Raw genomic sequence first — 19,394 nt, forward strand, 5'->3', positions numbered from 1 at the left:
TCATAATGACAGTTCTTTGGCGTAAGGAATGAGCCTGGTGTAAATCCGACCTGGCACAGGAGGCGTGCGGCCTGGGCCCGTTGTGCGCCGCCGATCAAGCCCAGGCCGACACGTGGTCAGGGTCTGGTGAGGATGACGAGTTGCTGGGTCGCTCGGGTCATCGCGACATAGCGGTCGACCGCGCCTTCGATGCCGTTGCCGAATCCCTCGGGGGCGACGAGGACGACCAGGTCGAACTCCAGCCCCTTCGACAGCTCCGGGGTCAGCGACCGGACGCGGGACGTCGCCCGGAACGCGGGATCGCCGATGACGCAGGCGATCCCGTCGGCGTGCGCGGCGAGCCAGGTGTCGAGGATCGAACCCAGATCCGAAACAGATCCGTGTACGACGGGGACATCACCGCTGCGGATAGAGGTCGGCACGTTGGCGTCCGGGAGCACGGCCCGGATGACCGGCTCGGCTTCCGCCATGACCTCTTTCGGCGTCCGGTAGTTGATGCTCAGGGAGGCCAGGTTGATCCGGTCGAACCCGAGCCGCTCGAGCCGCTCCTGCCACGACTCCGTGAACCCGTGCCTGGCCTGGGCGCGGTCCCCGACGATGGTGAAGCTGCGGGACGGGCAGCGGAGCAGCAACATCTGCCACTCCGCGTCGGTCAGTTCCTGAGCCTCGTCGACGACGATGTGCGCGAACGGGCCGGCGAGCACATCCGGGTCGTGGGCGGGCGGCGGGGCGACGCCGTCGGCCAGGGCGTCCTGCAGGTCCCCTTGGTGCAGCATGGTCATCAGGCCCTCGCCGTCGTCGTACGCGGCGGAGGCGATCAGGTCGTCGACGACCTGGGCCATCTGCTCGCGTCCGACGGAGGCGGCGGCGTCATGCCGGCGCCGGCGCTCAGCGGCCTCCGCATCGCCGAGCCGCTGCCGCGCGGCGTCCAGCAACGGCAGGTCAGACACCGTCCACGCCTGGGCGTCCGCGCGCTGGAGCTTGCGGATGGCGTCCGTGCTGAGCCAGGGGGCGCATCTGCGTAGGTAGGCGGGGACCGACCAGAGGTCGCCGACGAGGTCGGCCGCGTCGAGCAGCGGCCACGCGCGGTGGAAGACCGTGCGCAGTTCCCGGTTCCGCTCCATCGACGCGCGGAACTGGGCCTCCGGCTCGTCGCCGTCGTACTTCTCGAGCAGGATCGTGAGCAGCGCGTCCCAGATCTGCTCGCGCGCCTCGTTGTGCGGCGTGCCCGGATCCGGCGCCTCGAACGCCTCCGCCCAGTCGTCGGCGCTCAGCCGGATCTCGGACCATTCGGTCGCGACCGTCATCCCCTTCGCGGGCGGCTCCTCGTAGAACCGTACGGCCGCTTCGATCGCCTTGACCATGTCGGCGGACGACTTCAGCGCGGCCACCTCCGGGTCGACCTCGATCTTGGCTGCGGCGCCCTCGGGGACGAGGTCCCGCAGCGTGCAGGTCTGCACGTCCTCCTCGCCGAGGCTGGGGAGGACGTCGGAGACGTACGCCAGGTAGGGCTGGTGCGGGCCGACGAACAGCACGCCGCCCCGGCGGTGACCGAGGCGAGGGTCGGAGTAGAGGAGGTACGCGGTGCGGTGCAGGGCGACGACGGTCTTCCCCGTACCGGGGCCGCCGTCGACGACGAGAGCGCCGGCGGATCCCGCGCGAATGATCGCGTCCTGGTCGGCCTGGATGGTGCCGAGCACGTCCCGCATCCGGGCCGACCGGTTGCCGCCCAGGCTGGCGATGAAGGCGGACTGGTCGTCGAGCGCGGCGTGCCCTTCGAACCCGTCCGGGGTGAACACCTCGTCCCAGTAGTCGGTGATCCGGCCGCGGGTCCAGCGATACCTGCGGCGGCTCGCCAGACCCATGGGGTTGGCGTGGGTCGCTGCGAAGAACGGCTCGGCCGCGGGGGAGCGCCAGTCGACCAGCAGGCGGCGACCCGCACCGTCCGTGAGGCCGAGTCGTCCGACGTACCCGGGCTCGGGGTCGTCTGCGCTGACCATGCGGCCCAGGCACAGGTCCCGGCTGAAGCGGCGCAGGGCGCGCAGGCGAGCGGTCAGCCGGTGGATCGCCTGGTCCCGGTCCAGCGCCTGCCGGCCTTTGCCGCCGGGCGCCTTGAGTTCGGCATCGAGACGGCCGGACAGGTCGGCGATCGTCTGCTCAAGGCTCTCCGCGATGGCGGCGAAATGCTGCTCGTCGCCGGCGATGAGCGCCGGGTCGGCCTTGGGGGAGAGGTGGTCGGGAAGATCAAACGCGCTGGTGGTCAGCGGGGTCACGTCATCAGCTCCGATCTGAGGCCGCGGCCGTCGTCGTGGTGCCCGCGCAATACGTCGACAACAACAACGCTCGCATTTCGCGGTTCCCATTTCGTCAAGTTCTGGCCTCGGCCGGCGATTCTGCGGCATGACCGGGGTCTTGCCGCAAGCCCCCCAGTGCGCTATATGTTGATAGTGGCAGGGAGTAGTGCTCTCCCTGTCCTTTCTATTTATCGCCCACGGTGGATGGGTCATCTCCTCGCGAAGCGGCAGCATTCTGCGCGACGGCATCGCCAAGAGCGTCAGCCGCCGTTCTCCACCAGCTGGGTGGAGGTCCGCCTGTCAATCCGTTGGGCGGCCGTAGCTGGCGCGGGCCTCGGCGACCTGGCGGGCTTGCCGGTCGCGCCACCGCTTCTGCGCATCGCTGTTGCAGCGCCGGCAGACCTTGCGATAGCGGCCGGTGCGGGGATCGATTTCGCGGTCGTGTCCGTTGCGGCACTGAGGTTGCTGTTTCCGGTTGCGGCGGTTCTCGCCATGACCGACCTGACGCAGGTGGGTGGGCTCGATACAGTCCGGCACACCGCAGGCGTGGTGAACATCCAGCGCAGGATCGTAGTCGCCGACGAAGACGACGAACGCGGCGATGTGGGCCCACGCCCGACCCGCCACCTTCTGGTATACGCCGCGCTGGTTGCCGTAGCCACGCACGACGAGGCAGCCGTCTTCCCGGCGGACTGAGCGGTCCAGCAGGTAGGTCCGGAGCGTCTCCTCGGTGAAATGGCGAGACAAGCCCTTGATCTGCGACAGCACGTCGTGAGGGTAGAGGGCTCCGCTGACGTCGGTCGCTCGCGCGCGGGTCGGCGTGGTCAGGCGCTCACCGGGTCGAGCGGGCGCGTAGGATCTCCGCGCCCTCGCCGGCCAACTCGGGCAGGACGACCAGTCGCCCGGTGAGGGCCAGCAACAACGCCTCCGCCGTGCCCCGGACCTCCGGCCCGTCACCCCGGGCCCAGTCCAGGTCGGTGGCCGCGAACCGTAGCCCGGCCCGGTGCCGGCGCGGCCCGAACGCCACCGACCGGCGGCTGACCAGGAAGTCGAGCGAGGTCCGGGCGTGATCCGGGTCGAGCTCGTGCGGCAGGCCGAGCGGGCGGCGTACGTCCTGGCCATGCACCTGCAGGTCGGTGAGCTGGCCGAAGAGGCCGACCACGGGCGGCTTGAACGGGTTGCGTTCGTTGCGCCGCAGCTCGGCCACCAGTTCGGCGGCCGGCCGCCGGGCGATCCTGCGGGCCAGCTCGGCGTTGGCCCGGTGCAGGTTGAAGCGACTGCGCAGGATCAGCGGCAGAAGCCAGCGGGGAGGCGTGGCGAACGGGGCGATCAGGTGGCCCGCCACCTCCTTGGCCGTCCACTCTCCGCAGAGGCTGGGCGTGTCCAGTTGTTCCGGCGTCAGCGAGTCGATCAGGTCGGCGAATCGGCGTCGTTCCGCCGCGACCATGTCCAGAAGAGCCACTCCGGCGACGCTACCGGCCAATCGCACCGCACGCCGCCCTGGCGTCCGGCCGCCCGACCTTCAGTCCAGGTCGGGTTTGGACGTGCGCCGGGGCGGCCTCGCGCGAGGCCGCCCCGGACTGCACCCTCACCGCTCGGTGCGGTCTTCGATCTCGGTGCCGGACTCCTCGGGCAGGGCGCCGATCGCCTGCTCGGCGGCCCGGCCGCCGGTGCTCTCGTCACCCAGGTTGAGGTCGCTGCGGGGCATGCCCTCCACCCCGGCGGCGATGCCGGTGCCGTCCGGTGGGCCGGCGGTGCGGGAATCACCGGTACGGCCCCGGGTCACACCGCGTTCGTCCAGGCGCTGGTGCGCGGTCTCGCCCCCCAGGTGATCGGCTCGGGACTTCGCCACGCGCTTGATGTCGTCGCTCATGTCGCCTCCCGTGTGCTGGCTGTCGAGCTGGCCGGCGGTGCCGGTCAGCGGCCGATGGCCGGCCGACCCGGCCCGGGCGGGCCCGGTCGTGGTGCCGCCGTCTGGGCAGCCGGACCACCTGAGGACTCGCGGCGACCCACCCCCTGGCCGTGGTATATGCCCTCGTCCGTGCCCGGATCGCCGGGATCGGCCAGGCTGGTGTCGATCGGCCCGCCGGTCGGTTCGGACAGGCCGGCCCGGCGCAGCGCGGTGACGAGCTCGTCGTGCGACATCCGCTCGCCACCCGGGATCCCGGCGGCGTACGCGATGGCGCGCAGCGTCGCCAGGTCCTCATCCACGAAAGATTCGGCCATGCCGGTGCCTTCCCCCGGCTCGGGCCGGGAAACCCGCCGCTGCCGGTTTGTCGCCGTGCCCGGCCCGGTCAGCCGGCCGGCGCGGGGCCGGTCGAGTCGCGGACGACCAGGGTGTGGCCGGTGGGCCGGCGGCGAGGGCGGGTCGACCTGGGCTTGAGGGCGAGGGTGAGGGCCATCCGTCCCATTTCGGTCATCGGCAGGCGTACCGTGGTGAGGCTCGGGGCGAGGTCGGCGGCGACCGACACGTCGTCGAAGCCGACCACCGACATTTGCTCGGGCACCGGGATGCGCCGGGCCCGCAGGATGGACAGCACGCCGATCGCCATCGCGTCGTTGAGCGCGATGATCGCGGTGCTGTCCGGGTGCTGGTGCAGGATCCGCTCGGCGGCCACCCGGCCACCGTCGCGGGTGAAGTCGGAGTGCACGACGGGCAGTTCGTCGAGCGAGAGCCCGTGCGCGGACAGCGCGGCGGCGACCCCGGCGAGCCGGTCGGCCACCGTGGTCAGTCCCGGCGTACCGGCGGCCACGGCGATCCGCCGATGGCCGAGTCCCAGCAGGTGTGCGCCGATCGCCCGACCGCCGGCCTCGTTGTCGGGCACGACGGCGTCGACGCCGAGGGCGTGCCGGCCGATGACGGCGACCCGGCCGCCGGCGCGCTGGAACGCGGCGAGTTCGGTGCGCGCCTCGCCCTCCACGCGCGGGTCGTCGTAGCCGGACCCGGCGATCAGGATGATGCCGACCCGCTGGGCGATCAGGTGCCGCAGCTGGCGCAGTTCGTTCTCCGGGTCGCGGCCGGAGTGGGCGATCTGGACCAGCAGCCCCTCCTCGGCGGCGACCTCGACGACCCCGCTGGCGATCTCCGAGAAGTAGGGGTCGTCGATCTGGTGGACGATCAGGCCGACGGTGGAGCTGGCGCCGCCGGCGAGGGTGCGGGCGTAGGGGTTGGCGACGTAGCCGAGCTCGCGGGAGACCTGCCGGACCCGGTCGGCGACCTCCTCGCTGACGCCCTCGCGGCCGGCCAGGGCGCGGGAGGCGGTCGCCAGCGAGACGCCGGCGCGTTCCGCCACGTCGACGAGGCGCAGCCGGGCACCGGGTTTGGGCATCCACGAACTCCTGACGTCACATTGATCCGCACCGCGCTCTTGCCTGTGGCGTAAGGCACAGCATAGAGTACGTAAGCGCTTTCGTAAGCGCTTTCGTACGCGCGGCACCGCCGCTGCCCGACCGCCGTCCGGCGAGCGTGACCTCGCCCGGCCAGCGGCCCGGGCGGCCCTCAGTCCTGTCCAGACGTACCTCCAACTCCAGTGACCAGAGCACGGTCCCGCGCCTCACGTAAGCGCTTTCGTCAGCGACCACCACGCACCGACGAACGGAGCACCGTCCAAATGAGAAGAAGCAGAAGGGCCGCCATCGCGGCCACCGCCCTGCTGGGCCTGGCCCTGACAGCCAGCGCGAGCCCCGCCCAGGCCGACCGGCCCGGCCCGCACGACGTCCACCCCGCCCTGTGGTCGCACCTGGTCGCGTTCTACGACTTCGACCACCCGATGCCCGGCGACGCCGCGCTCGAACGGGACCTCGGCCGCTCGGGCACCGAGATCGAACTGGTCAACGGCGGCGCGGACATGCGGGTGCCCGACCAGGCGTACAAGAACAGCGGCAACGCGCTGCAGACCCGGCAGGTCAACCCGGAGGTCGCCGGCAACGACGACTGGAAGGCCGGCATCTGGTCGTCCAGCGGCGTACGGACGCTGCGCCCGTTCAGCGGCGCCGAGGGTACGACGGTGATGGGCTGGTTCAAGCGGGAGATGGACGGCCCGGCACCGAACTCCACCACCGCCAACCCGACCGACCGGTACAACGCGATCGGCCTGGCCGGCGTGCTGACCGGCGACTCCGACGGACACGGGGTGCGGGCCCTGCTCGAGCTGATCGACGTCAACGGTGAGCTGCGCCTGGTCGCGCTCGGCCGGCGCCTCGACGGCGGATCCTCGCAGACGTTCGCGGCGAGTGAGGACTGGCGCACCCTGCTGCCGAAGGGGGAGTGGGTGCACCTCGCCGCCACCTACGACTTCACCACCGGCACCATGGCGCTCTACCGCAACGGCGAGCCGGTCGACGGCTTCTACACCGTCGCCGGTGACCCGTGGAAGGTGTCCGGGCCCGGCCCGCACGTCACCAGTGCCACCGACCCGCGCGGAATCAAGATCGGCGGGAGCTTCCCGCAGAACAACCTCGAGCGCAACCCGTGCGACTGCCGCATGGACGGGCTCATGTTCCTCGACAGCGTGATCCCGGCGAGCGACATCGCCAAGCAGTACCGCTACATGGCCCGCTGACCGTTCCTCGGTCCGTCCCACCGAGAAGGAGAACCCGCGTGTTCATTCGCGCTGGCAGCACCGGCAGGCTCCGTAGAGCCGCCCTTACCGCCGGGGTCACTGCCGCCACCCTCGTCCTGTCCACCCTGGTCGCCGGACCCGCCCGGGCCGCCGGCGCCGTCTACGACCCGATCCCCGAGTCGCCGATCCAGTCCCAGTTGGGCCTGGTCCTGCAGGAGTACGCCAGCTTCCCGCAGTCGAACCCGAACCCGGCCCCCGTCGACCAGCGGCTGGTCCGTAAGGCCCGGATCAACACCATCAACGAACTGCCCGACGGCTCCGGCCGCCGCGCCGTGCCGGACCTCAACGGCAACCTCTACTTCGTCGAGAACGGTGTGCCGCACGTCTACCTCGACGTGGCCGCGACCTTCGCGCCGCAGTTCTTCTCCGGCCGCGGCCTCGGCCAGGGCTTCGGGTACGTCGCGTTCCACCCGGACTTCGGGCACAACGGCCGCTTCTACACCATCCACACCGAGCAGGCCTCGCTCGCCACCCGGACCCCGGACTACGCCCAGCCGAACACCATCTACCAGGGCGTCATCACCGAGTGGACGGCCACCGACCCGGCCGCGGACACCTTCTCCGGCACCCACCGGGAGCTGCTGCGCATCGGCTTCGGCGGCCAGATCCACGGCATCCAGGAGATCAACTTCAACCCGACCGCGAAGCCGGACGACGCGGACTACGGCATGCTCTACCTCGCGGTCGGTGACGGCGGGCAGGGCTACCGCAACGGCGACCCGCAGAACATGGGCATGCCGCACGGAAAGCTGCTGCGGATCGACCCGCAGGGCACCAACGCGCCCAACGGCCGGTACGGGATCCCGGCCGACAACCCGTTCGTCGGTCGGGACGGCGCGCTCGGCGAGATCTACGCGGTGGGCTTCCGCGACCCGCACCGGTTCAGCTGGGACCGGGCCACCGGCCGGATGTTCCTGGGCCACATCGGCGAGCACGCCATCGAGTCGATCTACGAGGTTCGGGCCGGGGACAACTTCGGCTGGAGCGAGCGCGAGGGCTCGTGGGTCTTCGACAAGACCGCGACCAAGCCGTGCGACAAGCTCTACCCGCTGCCGGCCGACGACGCGAAGTACGGCTACACCTACCCGGTCGCCGCGTACGACCACAACCCGGCCCCGGGCTGGAACTGCACCTCCGACGTGGGCGTCGCGGTGGCGGGCGGCTTCGTCTACCGCGGCCACACCCTGCCGGCCCTGATCGGCAAGTACGTCTTCGGTGACCTCGTCGCCGGCACCATCCTCTACACCGAGGCCAACGAGATGCGCCGCGGTGAGGGGCTGGCCACGATCCACCGGCTCGCGCTCTACACCACCGCCGGCGACCTGGTGCGGATGCAGGACCTGTCCGCCCCCGGTGCGCCCGGCGACCCGAACCGCGTCGACCTTCGTTTCGGCACCGACGCGGCCGGTGAGATCTACATCGTGGCCAAGGCCAACGGGAAGATCTGGAAGGTGGTCGGCACCAAGAAGGTGGCGAAGGGCGACGTGGGCAAGACCAAGGTCGTCCACACCGGCGGCGCCGAGAACTGGACCCCGGTGACCCCGGCCAAGTGGCAGTTCGACGGCGACCAGGTGATCCTCGCCGAGGCCGGCGTGAGCCGCCCCGGCCCCCGCCGCCCGTTCGAGTACGCCCTCCTCAACAAGGGCCCGGCAGCCTGGTCGTCGGTGCAGATCGACGCCCGGGTACGCCTCGACACGCCCGTGGAGGTCACCAACCGGGACATCATCATCGTCTTCGGCTGGCAGTCGGACACGCAGTACTACTACGCGCACCTGTCGACCGACAACACGATCTACCCGCACAACGGCATCTTCAAGGTCAACAACGCCGACCGGGAACGCATCGACCACCAGTGGAACGGCCGCTCCCGCGGCGCCAACCCGGCGATCACCGACGCCGACTGGCACAAGGTGCGGGTCGTGCACCTGCCCGCCACCGGTGAGATCGCCGTCTACGTCGACAACGCCAAGGACCCGCTGCTGACCGCGAAGGACACCACCTTCGGCTCCGGTCGGGTGGGCTTCGGCTCGTTCGACAACATCGGCCGTACCCGTCTGTTCACGGTCACCGGCACGCCGGCGGCCTGACCAACGCCCAGCGGGGGCGGCGGCGCATCCGCGCCGCCGCCCCCACCGCGTCTCGGGGCGCCGAACTGGTAGGAATCGTTGGTCCCGACGTCATTGAGCGCAGCGACGTCGAGTTCGGTGAAAGCGGCACGTCGCCATGGCCGGTCGGGCGCCAATCGTGACACGCACCGGGTCATCCTGGACCGAACCTCGTCCAGCGGCGCCACAACCGAAACGGGTCCCGGGCCACTCTTAGTGTGGTGGGAGGCCGGGTTGCGGAGTGAACGAGAGTACGTCGAGTACGTCCAGGCACGCATGCTGTGGCTGCGCCAGCTGGCGTACCGGCTGTGCGGGCAGTGGTCGGCCGCCGACGACCTGGTGCAGGAGTGCCTCGTCGCGCTGTACCGGCACTGGCGGAAGGCGACGGCGGCGGACTCGCTCGACGCGTACGTCCGGGCGATGTTGGTCCACGCGTACCTGGCCGAGCGGGAACGGTCCTGGACCCGCCGGGTCCGGCCGGTGGCCGACGTGATCGCCCCCTCGACGGCGCCGCTGGCCGGCGCCGACCACCGCGTCGACCTGCTCGCCGCGCTCACCAAGCTGTCCCGCGGGCAGCGCGCGGTGCTGGTCCTGCGGTACTGGGAGGACCTGGACGTCGCGCAGACCGCCGCCGTGCTGGGCTGCTCGGCCGGGACCGTCAAGAGCCAGACCTCGTACGCCATCGCGGCGCTGCGCCGCCTGCTGCCGAACTACGTGCCGGGAGGGTCGGACGCGCGATGAGAGACCTGTTCAGCACCCTGCCGGATGATCCGCCGCCGTTGCCGCCCGGCTACCTGGACACCGTGCTCGTCCGGGGCCGCCGCTCGGTCCGGCGCCAGCGGATCGGCGTCGCCGCTGCCTGGGCGGTCGTCGTGCTCCTGGCCGTCCTGGTGGTGCCCGGCGTCCCGCTCCCCGTCCAGCCGGCAGCCCCGTCGACGAAGCCGAGCCTGCCGGACCGCTTCGCCGGGTACTCGATCCTCACCAGCACCGTCGCGTCGGCTCCGCCCGGCCGCGCGATCGCCCTCTACGGCTACGGCAACGGCGAGGCGTTCAACATGTTCCAGTCGTTGGTCGTCGGGGCCGACGGGGACACCTACCGGCGGGTCGACGCCATGGAGGAGCGGGACCGCCCGTCGGCGCTGCTCGCCCCGGACGGCACCCGAGTGCTGCTCGGCGACGACCGCGGCGCGACCGCCGACCTGATCCTCGTCGACCTGACCACGGGCAAGCGCCGGTCGATCCCGCTCGGCGACCCGGTCGGCGTGCGACTGCTGGCCTGGTCGCCCGACGGCCGTCACGTCGCGTACAGCGCCGCACCCGTCATCCGGACGGACGAGTTCGGCACCGTCAACGTCGTCGAGGCCCAGGTGGCCCGCACCGGCACGCTGCGGCTGCTCGACCTGTCGACGGGGCGCAGCACGGAGCTGCCGGCGATCAAGCCGGCGTGGACGGCGGCGTTCGCGCCGGACAGCCGCCGGCTCGCCGTGCAGGTCGCCCAGACGGCCCACCTCGTCGACGTCGACGGCCGCGAGCACGGCAGCGTGCCGATCCCGCGTGGACGCGAGCTGGCCGCCGACGTCGGCTGGTCGCCGGACGGCACGTTCCTCGCCACCGTGCCGTGGCTCATGGACGGGCCGTTCAACGGCACCTCCGGCGGCAACACCAGCCACGGCACCTTCCTGTGGAAGGCCGGTGACGTCGAGTTCGTGCCCGTCTCCGGTGGCGGCACGGCACCCGCGCCGGTCCCGGACGTGGTGCAACTGCTCGGTTGGCGCTCGGCGGACGGCGTGGTCGTCGCGACCCTCAACGCCGCGGGCCAGGTGGCGCTGGTCGAGGTGCACCTCGGCGCCGGCACCCGCCGGACCCTGTCGCGCTTCGACACCGGCAGCACCTGCGAACTCGGCACCCAGGGATGTCAGGTCTTCGACCTGCACCTGGCCACCGGACTGCTGGCCGATCTGACGGTGCGGCACGCCGGTCGCCCGCACCGCGGCCCCTGGCCGATGGTCCTGAACGCCGTCGTGGGCGTCGTCGTCCTCGGCGCCGCGTTCCTGCTGTGGCGCCGGAGACGAACCCGACGCGCCCGGTTGGCATAGCCGCAGCCACCGCCCGGCGCATCTCCCGGGTCTCGATGTCAGAGTGCGCCGAGCCGGTCGGCCAGGACGCCACCGGCCTGGACCAGCCAGCGCGCCGGGTCGCCCAGGGCCGCGTCGACTGAGCCGGCGAGCTCCACCAGGGACACCGCCGCCGACGCCGATCCGGGGACCGGCCCGTTGATCTGCCCCGCGGCCACCCCCACTGGTACGGCGGCGGACGTGGCCGCCGCCAGCAGCGAGCCGACCACCTTGCCGGTCAGCGAGGTCTCGTCGAACCGTCCCTCACCGGTGAGCACCACGTCCGCGCCGGCGAGCGCGTCCGTCAGCCCGACCAGTTCCCCGATCGTCGTCGCGCCCGGCACGATCCTGGCCCCCCACAGCGTCGCGAGGCCGTACGCGGTGCCGCCCGCCGCCCCGGCTCCCGGCTCGTCGGGGTGGCCGCCGGCCTGCCCGGCGAGCCGGCGCAGCGCAGCGTCCAGCAGCGTCACGTCGGCCGGTTCCGCGCCTTTCTGCGGCCCGTACACGGCGGCGGCGCCGGCCGGGCCGGTCAGCGGCGCGGTCACGTCCACCAGCAACTGCACCCCGCCGGGCGGCGCGGGCAGCAGTTCGGTGGTGTCGACGTGGTCCAGGTCGGCCAGGGCGGCGCCGCCGAGCGGCAGGTCCCGGCCCTGGGCGTCGCGCAGCCGCAGCCCCAGGGCGCGCAGCGCGCCGGTGCCGCCGTCGGTGGACGCCGAGCCACCCAGGCCGATGACGAGGCGGATGGCCCCGGCGTCGAGGGCGGCCCGGGCGACCGCGCCGAGCCCGTACGTGTGTGCATGGAGCGGGTCGGGGGCGGCCATCAGGGGCAGCCCGCTGGACTGGGCGAGTTCCAGCACGGCCGCCCCGTCGGGCAGCAGCAGCCAGGTGGCGGTCACCGCCCGGCCGTCCGGCCCGGGCACGGTCACCGTGCGGCGTTCGGCGTCGGGCAGCGCGGCGGCGAAGGCGTCCACGGTGCCTTCACCGCCGTCGGCCAGGGGCAGCAGCCGTGTCTCGTCGCCGGGCCGGCGGGCGAGCCAGCCGCTGGCGAGGGCCCGGGCGGCGGCGTCGGCGCCCAGGCTGCCCTTGAACGAGTCGGGTGCGACGACGAGGCGCATCAGTCGGCCAGCACGAGCCGCAGGTAGCGGTCCTTCATGGTGGCGAGGACCTGGTCCGGGTCGGTCGCCCACACCTCGGCGTTGAAGATCTCCACCTCGGTGTCGCCGGTGTAGCCGGCCTGCTCGACCGCCCGCCGGAACGGCGGGAAGTCGATGTGGCCGTCGCCCATCATGCCCCGGCCGAGCAGCACGTCGGCCGGCAGCGGGGTGAGGAAGTCGCAGACCTGGAAGCTGGCGATGCGCGCGCCGGCCCGGGCGATCTGCCGCCACACGTCCGGGTCCCACCAGATGTGGAAGGTGTCTACCACGACGCCGACCTGCTCGACCGGGAACGGTTCGGCGAGGTCGAGCGCCTGCCCGAGGGTGGACAGGACGGCCCGGTCGGCGCAGTACATCGGGTGCAGCGGCTCCAGCGCCAGGCGGACGCCGCGCTCGCCCGCGTACGGGGCCAGCTCGGCGAGCGCGTCGGCGACCCGCTGCCGGGCGCCGCGCAGGTCGCGGGAGCCGGGCGGCAGGCCGCCGACCACCATGACCAGGCAGTCGGTGCCCAGGCCGGCGGCCTCGTCGATGGCGCGCCGGTTGTCCGCCAGCGCGGCGCGGCCGGCGTCGCCGTCGGCGGTGAGGAAGCCACCGCGGCACAGCGACGACACCCGCAGCCCGGCGTCGGCGACGAGTTTCGCGGCGGCGGCCACGCCGATCTCGGCCACCGGCTCGCGCCACAGGCCGATCGCCGGGATGCCGGCCCGGACGCAGCCCTCGACGGCCTCGCGTACCGACCACGACTCGGTGGTGCGCTGGTTGAGCGACAGCCGCGCCAGGCGCGGGTCGACGGCGCTCACGCGCCCACCCCGGCGACCGACAGGTACCGGCGCATCCGCTCGACCGCCAGGTCCGGGTCGAGCAGCAGGCCGGCGGTGTCGGCGAGGCGGAACGCCTGCACCAGGTGCGGCACGCTGCGCCCGCTGTGCAGCCCGCCGACCATGGTGAAGCCGGGCTGGAAACCGTTGAGCCAGGACAGGAACGCGATGCCGGTCTTGTAGTACTGGGTGGGCGGGGCGAAGACGTGCCGGGACAGCGGCACGGTCGGGTCGAGGATCTCCCGGAAGCCCGCGGTGTCGCCGGTGTCGAGGCGCTGCAGCGCCGCCGACGCGGCGGGGGCGATGGCCGCGAACGCGCCGAGCAGGGCGTGGCTGAACTGCCGGCCGTCGCCGGCGATCAGTTCCGGGTAGTGGTAGTCGTCGCCGGTGTAGACCCGGACGGTCGGCGGCAGCAGTTCCCGCAGCCGGACCTCCCGTTCGGCGTCGAGCAGCGACACCTTCACCCCGTCAACGACGTCGGCGTGGGCCTGCACCAGCGACACGAACGTCTTGGTCGCCTCGTCGAGGTCCGTCGAGCCCCAGTAGCCGGCGAGGGCCGGGTCGAACATGTCGCCGAGCCAGTGCAGCACGACCGGCGCCGTCGTGCCGGACAGCACCTGGTCGTAGACGCGCAGGTAGTCGTCGGGGCCGGTGGCCAGCGCGGCCAACTGCCGGCTGGCCATGACGACCGCGGTCGCGCCGCACTCCTGGACGAAGGCGACCTGCTCGGCGTACGCGGTGACGACGTCGTCGAGGGTGTCGGGCAGGCCGGTCAGCTGGTCGGTGGCCGCCCCGGCGACGATGCGTCCGCCGCAGGCGGCGGCCTCGGCGGCGCTACGCCGGATCAGTTCCTGGGTGGCGGCCCAGTCCAGCCCCATCCCGCGCTGGGCGGTGTCCATCGCCTCGGCGACGCCGAGCCCCCAGGACCACAGGTTGCGCCGCACGCCCAGGGTGGCGTCCCAGTCCAGCCTGGCGGGCTGGCCGGGGGCGTTGTCGGCGTACGGGTCGGCGACCACGTGCGCCGCGGCGTACGCGATCCGGCTGGCCGGCGGGCCGGCCGGCCGCTGCCAGCCGGCCGGCTCGCGCAAGGTGAGGGCCTCGGTGCCGCCGCCCGGGATGGGCAGGGTGATCCGGGCGGTCACAGGCTGATCTCCTCGATCTCCACCCGGCGACCCTCGCGCGCCGACCGCAGGCCGGCCTCGGCGAGCTGCACGCCGCGGGCGCCGGCCAGGAAGTCCCACGGGAACGGCTCGTCGTCGACGACGTGGCGCAGGAACGCCTCCCACTGGACCTTGAACCCGTTGTCGAAGTCCTCGTTGTCGGGGACGGTCTGCCACTGGCCGCGGAAGTTCTCGGTGACCGGCAGGTCCGGGTTCCACACCGGCATGGGGGTGGCACCGCGGGGCTGGATGCGGCACTCGCGCAGCCCGGCCACGGCGCTGCCGTGGGTGCCGTCGACCTGGAACTCGACCAGCTCGTCGCGGTAGACCCGCACCGCCCAGGAGGAGTTGATCTGGGCGGTGATGCCGCCGGCCAGCTCGAAGATGCCGTACGCGGCGTCGTCGGCGGTGGCCCGGTAGGTCTGGCCGGTCTCGTCGACCCGCTCGGGGATGTGGGTGGCGATGTGCGCGGTCACCGCGGTCACCGGGGCGAAGATCTGCTCCAGAACGTAATGCCAGTGCGGGAACATGTCGACGACGATGCCGCCGCCGTCCTCGGCCCGGTAGTTCCAGCTCGGCCGCTGGGCGTCCTGCCAGTCGCCCTCGAACACCCAGTAGCCGAACTCGCCGCGTACCGACAGGATCCGGCCGAAGAACCCGCCGTCGACGAGCCGCTTGAGCTTGCGCAGGCCGGGCAGGAACAGCTTGTCCTGCACGACGCCGTTCTTGATGCCCTTGGCGGCGGCGAGCCGGGCCAGTTCCAGGGAACCGGTCAGCCCTTCGGCGAGCGGCTTCTCGGTGTAGACGTGCTTGCCCGCCTCGATCGCCGCCCGGATGGCCTTCTCCCGCTGGGCGGTGACCTGCGCGTCGAAGTAGATCTGGTGGGAGTCGTCGGCGAGCGCGGCGTCCAGGTCCGTCGTGTACGACGTCAGCCCGTGCCGGGCGGCGATCTCGGCGAGCTTGGCCTCGTTGCGGCCCACCAGGGTCAGCTCCGGCCAGATGCGGCTGCCGTCACGGGCCGGCAGTCCGCCCTGCTCGCGGATGGCGAGCAGGGACCGGACGAGATGTTGGCGGTAGCCCATCCGTCCGGTCACGCCGTTGAGGATGATCCCGATAGACGTGCGCTCCACTGTGTTTCCTTCCCAGGTCCGGTGGTTATTCGGCGGTCGTCGTCGCACCCAGGAGGTCCCGGATGCGTCCCGTGGCGCGCGCGAACTCCGGCTCCGACATCGTCTGGCCGTAGTCGCGCTCGACGGGGAGGTCGACGTCGATGACCTCGGCGACGGTGCCGGGTCGAGGGGTCATGACGATCACCCGGTTGGCCAGGTAGACCGCCTCGGCGATGGAGTGGGTGACGAGCAGGACGGTGGTGCCGGTCTCCCGCCAGATGCGCCGTAGCTCGACGTTCATCTGCTCGCGGGTGAGGGCGTCGAGTGCCCCGAAGGGCTCGTCCATGAGCAGGACCGGGGGGCGGTGCAGCAGCGCGCGGCACAGGGCCACCCGCTGCTGCATCCCGCCGGACAGTTCGTTCGGGTACGCGTCCTCGAAGCCGGTCAGGCCGGTCATCGCGATCAGCTCGTCGACGCGCTGGCGTACCTGCGCCTTGGGCAGGCGCCGCATCTCGGCCTGGAGCAGGATGTTCTTCCGGGCCGTACGCCACTCCAGCAGGGCGGCGCGCTGGAAGACGTACCCGATGTCGCGCCGCGGCCCCCGCACGTCCTCGCCGTGCAGGCGGACCTGGCCGGACGAGGGCCGCAGCAGGCCGGACACCAGCTTCAGCAGCGTCGACTTGCCGCAGCCGGAGGCACCGACGATCGAGACGAACTCGCCGGGCTCGATCCGCAGCGAGACGTCGCGCAGCGCGGTGACGTCCTTCTTCTTGGTACGGAAGCGGACCGCGACCTGGTCGATCTCGACCGCGGCGCCGGTCGCCGTGGCGTCAGCGGGCCGCTGTGTGGTGGTGTTGCCGACCGTCATCTCGGGTTCATCCCTTCGGCGCGAAGCTCGCGTCCCAGTAGGTCGCCGGGGAATCGGCCTTGTTGATCACGCCGGCGTCGGCGAACACGTTGATCGTCTTCGTCCAGTCGGCTTCGTCGTTGATGCCGGGCGCCTGGCCCTTGGTGGCGTCGGTGTGCAGCAGCTGCAGGGTGGCGTTGAACTGGTCGGTGAGCACCTTCTCCGACGGCAGCTGCTGGGAGGCGCCGGCCATCGCCGCGACGGCGCCGGCCGCGTCCTTCTCGGCGGCGGCCCAGGCCTCGCTGCTGGCCGCGACCATCCGCTTGACGAGGTCCTGCTTGTTCTTGATGGTGTCGGTGGAGGCGATCAGGCCGTTGCTGTAGAAGGTCAGGCCGTGCTCGGCGAACTTGAGGTAGGAGACCGGCTTGCCGGCCTTCTCCTGCATGGTCGGGCCCTGGTCGGTGGCGAAGCCGAGCAGCGCGTCGGTCTTGCCCGACATGACGGCGGCCATCTTGCCGGCCGGGTCGGTGTTCTGCAGGGTCACGTCGGAGGCGGCCAGGCCGTTGGCCTTGAGGAAGGCCGGGAAGGTCTTGCTCAGCGCGTCGCCGGCGGTGGAGGCGATGGTCTTGCCCTTGAGGTCGGCAGGGGAGCTGATGTTCTTGTCGCTGAAGAACTGCACCGACGACGGGGTGGTCTGCAGGAAGACGCCGACGCTCTTGACGTCCATCCCCTGGCCGACCGCGGAGAGCAGGGCGGGGGTGTCGGCCCAGCCGAAGTCGGTCTGCCCGGCGGCGGTGGCCTGGACGGTCTTCTGCGAGCCCTGGCCGGCCTGGATGGTCAGGTCGATGCCGTGCTTGGCGAAGATGCCCTGCTTCTGACCGTAGTAGAACGGGGCGTGCTCGCCGTACGGGTACCAGTTGAGGGTCAGGGTGACCTTGTCGTGGCCCTGGGCGGTCTTGGCCTGCTCGTCGGAGGACGAGCCGCAGCCGGCGGTGGCGGCCAGTATCAGGGCCGGCACGAGCGCGGCGGCGAGGGTGCGCAACTTCATGGGACGGGTCTCCTATTCAGAGCGACGTCGTAGCGGCGTCGGTACGGCGGCTGGCGTGCCATGGAAGGACGAAGTACTCGAGCAGTTCCACGACCACGAACAGGACCACGCCGAGCAGCGACATGATGAGCAGCCCGGCGAACAGCGTCGGGGTGTCGAGGTTGCCGTTGGCCTGCAGGATCACGTAGCCGAGGCCCTCGTTGGCGCCGACGAACTCGCCCACCACGGCGCCGGTGACGGCCATCGTGGCGGCGACCTTGAGGCCGGAGAACAGGTGCGGCAGGGCGGCCGGGAAGCGGATCTTCCGGAAGGTCTGGCCGGGGCCTGCACCCATGGTCGCCGACAGTTGCAGCATCTCCGGGTCGATCGACTTGAGGCCGGTGACCGTGGAGATGACGATCGGGAAGAAGGCCATCAGGACCGCGACGACGACCTTCGGGGTGAGCCCGAAGCCGAGCCACACGATGAACAGTGGCGCGATCGCGATCTTCGGGATGACCTGGGCGAACAGCAGCAGCGGGTAGAGGCTCTTCTCGACCGTCGGGGAGTACACCATCACGACGGCGGAGAGCACGCCGACCACGATGGCGATGGCGAAGCCGAGGATCGTCTCGTAGGTGGTGATCCAGGTGTGGTGGGCGAAGTAGCCGGTCTGGGCGAGGACGACGTCCAGCGTGGTGCCCGGCGCGGGGACCAGGTACGGCTTGACCAGATCCGCTGCGGTGACCGCCCACCAGAGGACGAAGATGGCCGCGAGGACCGCGGCGGGGCGCCAGGTGCTCTGGACGAACCGGAGCAGGCCGCCGCCGGCCCGACCCCGGCGGCGGGCGGCCGGCGCCGGGGTGCGGGCGGGAGCGGTCGGCTCCCGTTGCTCGATGGTGCTCTGCGCGGCCATGACCCTCCGTTCTCCCTGGCTGGCCGGCGGTTCCGGGTACTCAGCCGCTGGGTAGGCGCGTGCCGTCGGTAGGGCCGAGGACGTCCGGAAACTCCAGGTCTCGGCCCTGAATGCGCTTTCAGTAAGCGCTTTCAGGGTGCTACGGTAACCACGCCGAAATAATCCGGTCAAGAACTTCCGCAGGGGGAAAGTCCATGCAGCCACGGACGCACGTGACCCTGGAAGACGTGGCCAGAGCCGCCGACGTCTCGCTGGCCACGGCCTCCCGGGCACTCAACGGCATGCGGGTGACCCCGCAACTGCGGGACCGGGTGCTGGCGGCGGCGGAGCAGTTGGCATACACGCCGAACGCGCACGCCCGCGCCCTGGCCGGCGCCTCCCACCGCACGGTCGGCGTGATCTGCCACGACGTCAGCGACCCCTACTTCGCCGCGGTGGCCGGCGGCGTCATGCGCATCGCCGGCAACAACGACCTGCTGGTGATGCTGGCCAGCACGTTCCGGGACCCGGAACGGGAGATCGCATACGTGTCGATGCTGCGCGCCGAGCGGGCGCCGGCCATCCTGCTCATCGGTTCCGGATTCGAGGACCCCCGCTGGGAGCGGGCCCTGGACGCCGAGCTCAAGCCCTACCTGGAGGGTGGCGGGCGGGTCGCCGTGGTCAGCCGGCACCGCAGCCTGAAGGTCGACAGTGTCCTGCCGGAGAACCGGGCCGGCGCGGCCGCCATGGCCCGCGCCCTGCTCGACCTGGGGCACCGCCGGTTCGCGGTGCTCGCCGGGCCGCCGGCGCTGACCACGGTCGCCGACCGGCTCGGCGGCTTCCGCGACGAGCTGAAGAAGGCCGGCGTGTCGCTGGACCCGGCCGACATCGTGGAAGGCCCGTTCACCCGCGACGGCGGGTACGGCGCCATGACCGAACTGCTGGCCCGCGGGTCGGCCGCCACCTGCGTGTTCGCGCTGACCGACGTGATGGCCATCGGCGCCTGCGCGGCGCTGCGCGACCACGGCCTGTCCGTGCCGGACGACATCTCCGTCGCCGGCTTCGACGACATCCCGATCGTCCGCGACCTCACCCCGCCGCTGACCACCGTCGCGCTGCCGTTGCAGCAGCTCGGGGAGAAGGCGATGGAGTTGGCGCTGACCGAGAACACCGGGCGGCGCCGGCGGATCCTGCGGATGGGCGGCGAGGTGGTCGTCCGGGCCAGCACCGCCAAGCTGACCTGATCCAC

18 protein-coding genes are annotated in these 19,394 nt (G+C 72.0%); 5 read left to right on the forward strand and 13 right to left on the reverse strand.

The window, feature by feature from the left end:
* Nucleotides 1–116: 116 nt before the first annotated feature.
* The 6 genes from helR to ACFYML_RS30995 all read right to left on the reverse strand — a co-directional run bounded on the left by helR (nucleotide 117) and on the right by ACFYML_RS30995 (nucleotide 5,623).
* A complete protein-coding gene (gene helR, locus ACFYML_RS30970) occupies nucleotides 117–2,264 on the reverse strand; it encodes an RNA polymerase recycling motor ATPase HelR (protein ID WP_387424012.1) in 2,148 nt (715 codons plus the stop codon).
* Nucleotides 2,265–2,594: 330 nt separating this feature from the next.
* Nucleotides 2,595–3,062, reverse strand: a complete 468-nt coding sequence (locus ACFYML_RS30975) for an HNH endonuclease (protein WP_387423983.1) — start codon at nucleotides 3,060–3,062, stop codon at nucleotides 2,595–2,597.
* 64 nt (nucleotides 3,063–3,126) lie between these two features.
* Nucleotides 3,127–3,756: a maleylpyruvate isomerase family mycothiol-dependent enzyme gene (locus tag ACFYML_RS30980; protein WP_387423984.1), complete on the reverse strand. Its 630-nt coding sequence runs from the start codon at nucleotides 3,754–3,756 to the stop codon at nucleotides 3,127–3,129.
* A 126-nt stretch (nucleotides 3,757–3,882) separates the two neighbouring features.
* On the reverse strand, nucleotides 3,883–4,167 hold the full coding sequence (locus ACFYML_RS30985; RefSeq protein WP_073833067.1) for a hypothetical protein: 285 nt from the start codon (nucleotides 4,165–4,167) through the stop codon (nucleotides 3,883–3,885).
* A gap of 44 nt (nucleotides 4,168–4,211) precedes the next feature.
* Complete coding sequence (locus tag ACFYML_RS30990) at nucleotides 4,212–4,520, reverse strand: hypothetical protein (protein ID WP_387423985.1); 309 nt, start codon at nucleotides 4,518–4,520, stop codon at nucleotides 4,212–4,214.
* Between the two features lie 68 nt (nucleotides 4,521–4,588).
* Complete coding sequence (locus ACFYML_RS30995) at nucleotides 4,589–5,623, reverse strand: LacI family DNA-binding transcriptional regulator (RefSeq protein ID WP_387423986.1); 1,035 nt, start codon at nucleotides 5,621–5,623, stop codon at nucleotides 4,589–4,591.
* 282 nt (nucleotides 5,624–5,905) lie between these two features.
* On the opposite strand from ACFYML_RS30995, the gene ACFYML_RS31000 reads away from it, so the two are divergent.
* The 4 genes from ACFYML_RS31000 (at nucleotide 5,906) to ACFYML_RS31015 (ending at nucleotide 11,117) form a co-directional block, all read left to right on the forward strand.
* Entirely contained in the window at nucleotides 5,906–6,856 is a 951-nt protein-coding gene (locus tag ACFYML_RS31000; RefSeq protein WP_387423987.1) for a LamG-like jellyroll fold domain-containing protein, read from the forward strand.
* A 38-nt stretch (nucleotides 6,857–6,894) separates the two neighbouring features.
* Nucleotides 6,895–9,003, forward strand: a complete 2,109-nt coding sequence (locus ACFYML_RS31005) for a PQQ-dependent sugar dehydrogenase (RefSeq protein ID WP_387423988.1) — start codon at nucleotides 6,895–6,897, stop codon at nucleotides 9,001–9,003.
* A 252-nt stretch (nucleotides 9,004–9,255) separates the two neighbouring features.
* Complete coding sequence (locus ACFYML_RS31010) at nucleotides 9,256–9,762, forward strand: SigE family RNA polymerase sigma factor (RefSeq protein WP_387423989.1); 507 nt, start codon at nucleotides 9,256–9,258, stop codon at nucleotides 9,760–9,762.
* A complete protein-coding gene (locus ACFYML_RS31015) occupies nucleotides 9,759–11,117 on the forward strand; it encodes a hypothetical protein (protein ID WP_387423990.1) in 1,359 nt (452 codons plus the stop codon). Before ACFYML_RS31010 ends, ACFYML_RS31015 begins: the two co-directional genes overlap by 4 nt.
* Nucleotides 11,118–11,155: 38 nt before the next feature.
* On the opposite strand, the gene ACFYML_RS31020 is transcribed toward ACFYML_RS31015, so the two are convergent.
* From ACFYML_RS31020 to ACFYML_RS31050, 7 genes are read right to left on the reverse strand one after another with little or no spacing between them, the layout of a single operon-like run.
* On the reverse strand, nucleotides 11,156–12,250 hold the full coding sequence (locus ACFYML_RS31020; RefSeq protein WP_387423991.1) for a glycerate kinase: 1,095 nt from the start codon (nucleotides 12,248–12,250) through the stop codon (nucleotides 11,156–11,158).
* Nucleotides 12,250–13,089, reverse strand: coding sequence for a sugar phosphate isomerase/epimerase family protein (locus tag ACFYML_RS31025; protein WP_387423992.1), 840 nt, complete (start codon nucleotides 13,087–13,089; stop codon nucleotides 12,250–12,252). Before ACFYML_RS31025 ends, ACFYML_RS31020 begins: the two co-directional genes overlap by 1 nt.
* The gene (locus ACFYML_RS31030) at nucleotides 13,086–14,249 is read right to left on the reverse strand and encodes a dihydrodipicolinate synthase family protein (RefSeq protein WP_387423993.1); all 1,164 of its coding nucleotides are present in this window, start codon (nucleotides 14,247–14,249) and stop codon (nucleotides 13,086–13,088) included. The genes ACFYML_RS31025 and ACFYML_RS31030 overlap by 4 nt, the downstream gene beginning before the upstream one ends.
* Nucleotides 14,246–15,397: a Gfo/Idh/MocA family protein gene (locus ACFYML_RS31035; protein WP_387423994.1), complete on the reverse strand. Its 1,152-nt coding sequence runs from the start codon at nucleotides 15,395–15,397 to the stop codon at nucleotides 14,246–14,248. Before ACFYML_RS31035 ends, ACFYML_RS31030 begins: the two co-directional genes overlap by 4 nt.
* 25 nt (nucleotides 15,398–15,422) lie before the next feature.
* Nucleotides 15,423–16,244 carry an ABC transporter ATP-binding protein gene (locus tag ACFYML_RS31040; RefSeq protein WP_073833085.1) on the reverse strand — a complete coding sequence of 274 codons (822 nt, stop codon included), beginning with the start codon at nucleotides 16,242–16,244 and terminating at the stop codon, nucleotides 15,423–15,425.
* 7 nt (nucleotides 16,245–16,251) lie between these two features.
* Nucleotides 16,252–17,271 (reverse strand): ABC transporter substrate-binding protein, encoded by a 1,020-nt coding sequence (locus ACFYML_RS31045; RefSeq protein WP_387423995.1) that lies wholly within the window; start codon nucleotides 17,269–17,271, stop codon nucleotides 16,252–16,254.
* 16 nt (nucleotides 17,272–17,287) lie between these two features.
* Nucleotides 17,288–18,166: an ABC transporter permease gene (locus ACFYML_RS31050; protein ID WP_387423996.1), complete on the reverse strand. Its 879-nt coding sequence runs from the start codon at nucleotides 18,164–18,166 to the stop codon at nucleotides 17,288–17,290.
* Nucleotides 18,167–18,360: 194 nt separating this feature from the next.
* Here ACFYML_RS31050 and ACFYML_RS31055 point away from each other — a divergent pair, with 194 nt between their 5' ends.
* A complete protein-coding gene (locus ACFYML_RS31055; RefSeq protein ID WP_387423997.1) occupies nucleotides 18,361–19,389 on the forward strand; it encodes a LacI family DNA-binding transcriptional regulator in 1,029 nt (342 codons plus the stop codon).
* Nucleotides 19,390–19,394 lie beyond the last annotated feature (5 nt).

The organism is Micromonospora sp. NPDC007230 (assembly GCF_042869115.1).
Lineage (GTDB): Bacteria > Actinomycetota > Actinomycetes > Mycobacteriales > Micromonosporaceae > Micromonospora.

Bases quoted from the DNA above. Each gene is read 5' to 3' on its own strand.
- ACFYML_RS30985 (WP_073833067.1), bottom strand. From the start codon at position 4,167: ATGAGCGACGACATCAAGCGCGTGGCGAAGTCCCGAGCCGATCACCTG.
- ACFYML_RS30990 (WP_387423985.1), bottom strand. From the start codon at position 4,520: ATGGCCGAATCTTTCGTGGATGAGGACCTGGCGACGCTGCGCGCCATC.
- ACFYML_RS30995 (WP_387423986.1), bottom strand. From the start codon at position 5,623: ATGCCCAAACCCGGTGCCCGGCTGCGCCTCGTCGACGTGGCGGAACGC.
- ACFYML_RS31000 (WP_387423987.1), top strand. From the start codon at position 5,906: ATGAGAAGAAGCAGAAGGGCCGCCATCGCGGCCACCGCCCTGCTGGGC.
- ACFYML_RS31015 (WP_387423990.1), top strand. From the start codon at position 9,759: ATGAGAGACCTGTTCAGCACCCTGCCGGATGATCCGCCGCCGTTGCCG.
- ACFYML_RS31020 (WP_387423991.1), bottom strand. From the start codon at position 12,250: ATGCGCCTCGTCGTCGCACCCGACTCGTTCAAGGGCAGCCTGGGCGCC.
- ACFYML_RS31040 (WP_073833085.1), bottom strand. From the start codon at position 16,244: ATGACGGTCGGCAACACCACCACACAGCGGCCCGCTGACGCCACGGCG.
- ACFYML_RS31045 (WP_387423995.1), bottom strand. From the start codon at position 17,271: ATGAAGTTGCGCACCCTCGCCGCCGCGCTCGTGCCGGCCCTGATACTG.
- ACFYML_RS31050 (WP_387423996.1), bottom strand. From the start codon at position 18,166: ATGGCCGCGCAGAGCACCATCGAGCAACGGGAGCCGACCGCTCCCGCC.
- ACFYML_RS31055 (WP_387423997.1), top strand. From the start codon at position 18,361: ATGCAGCCACGGACGCACGTGACCCTGGAAGACGTGGCCAGAGCCGCC.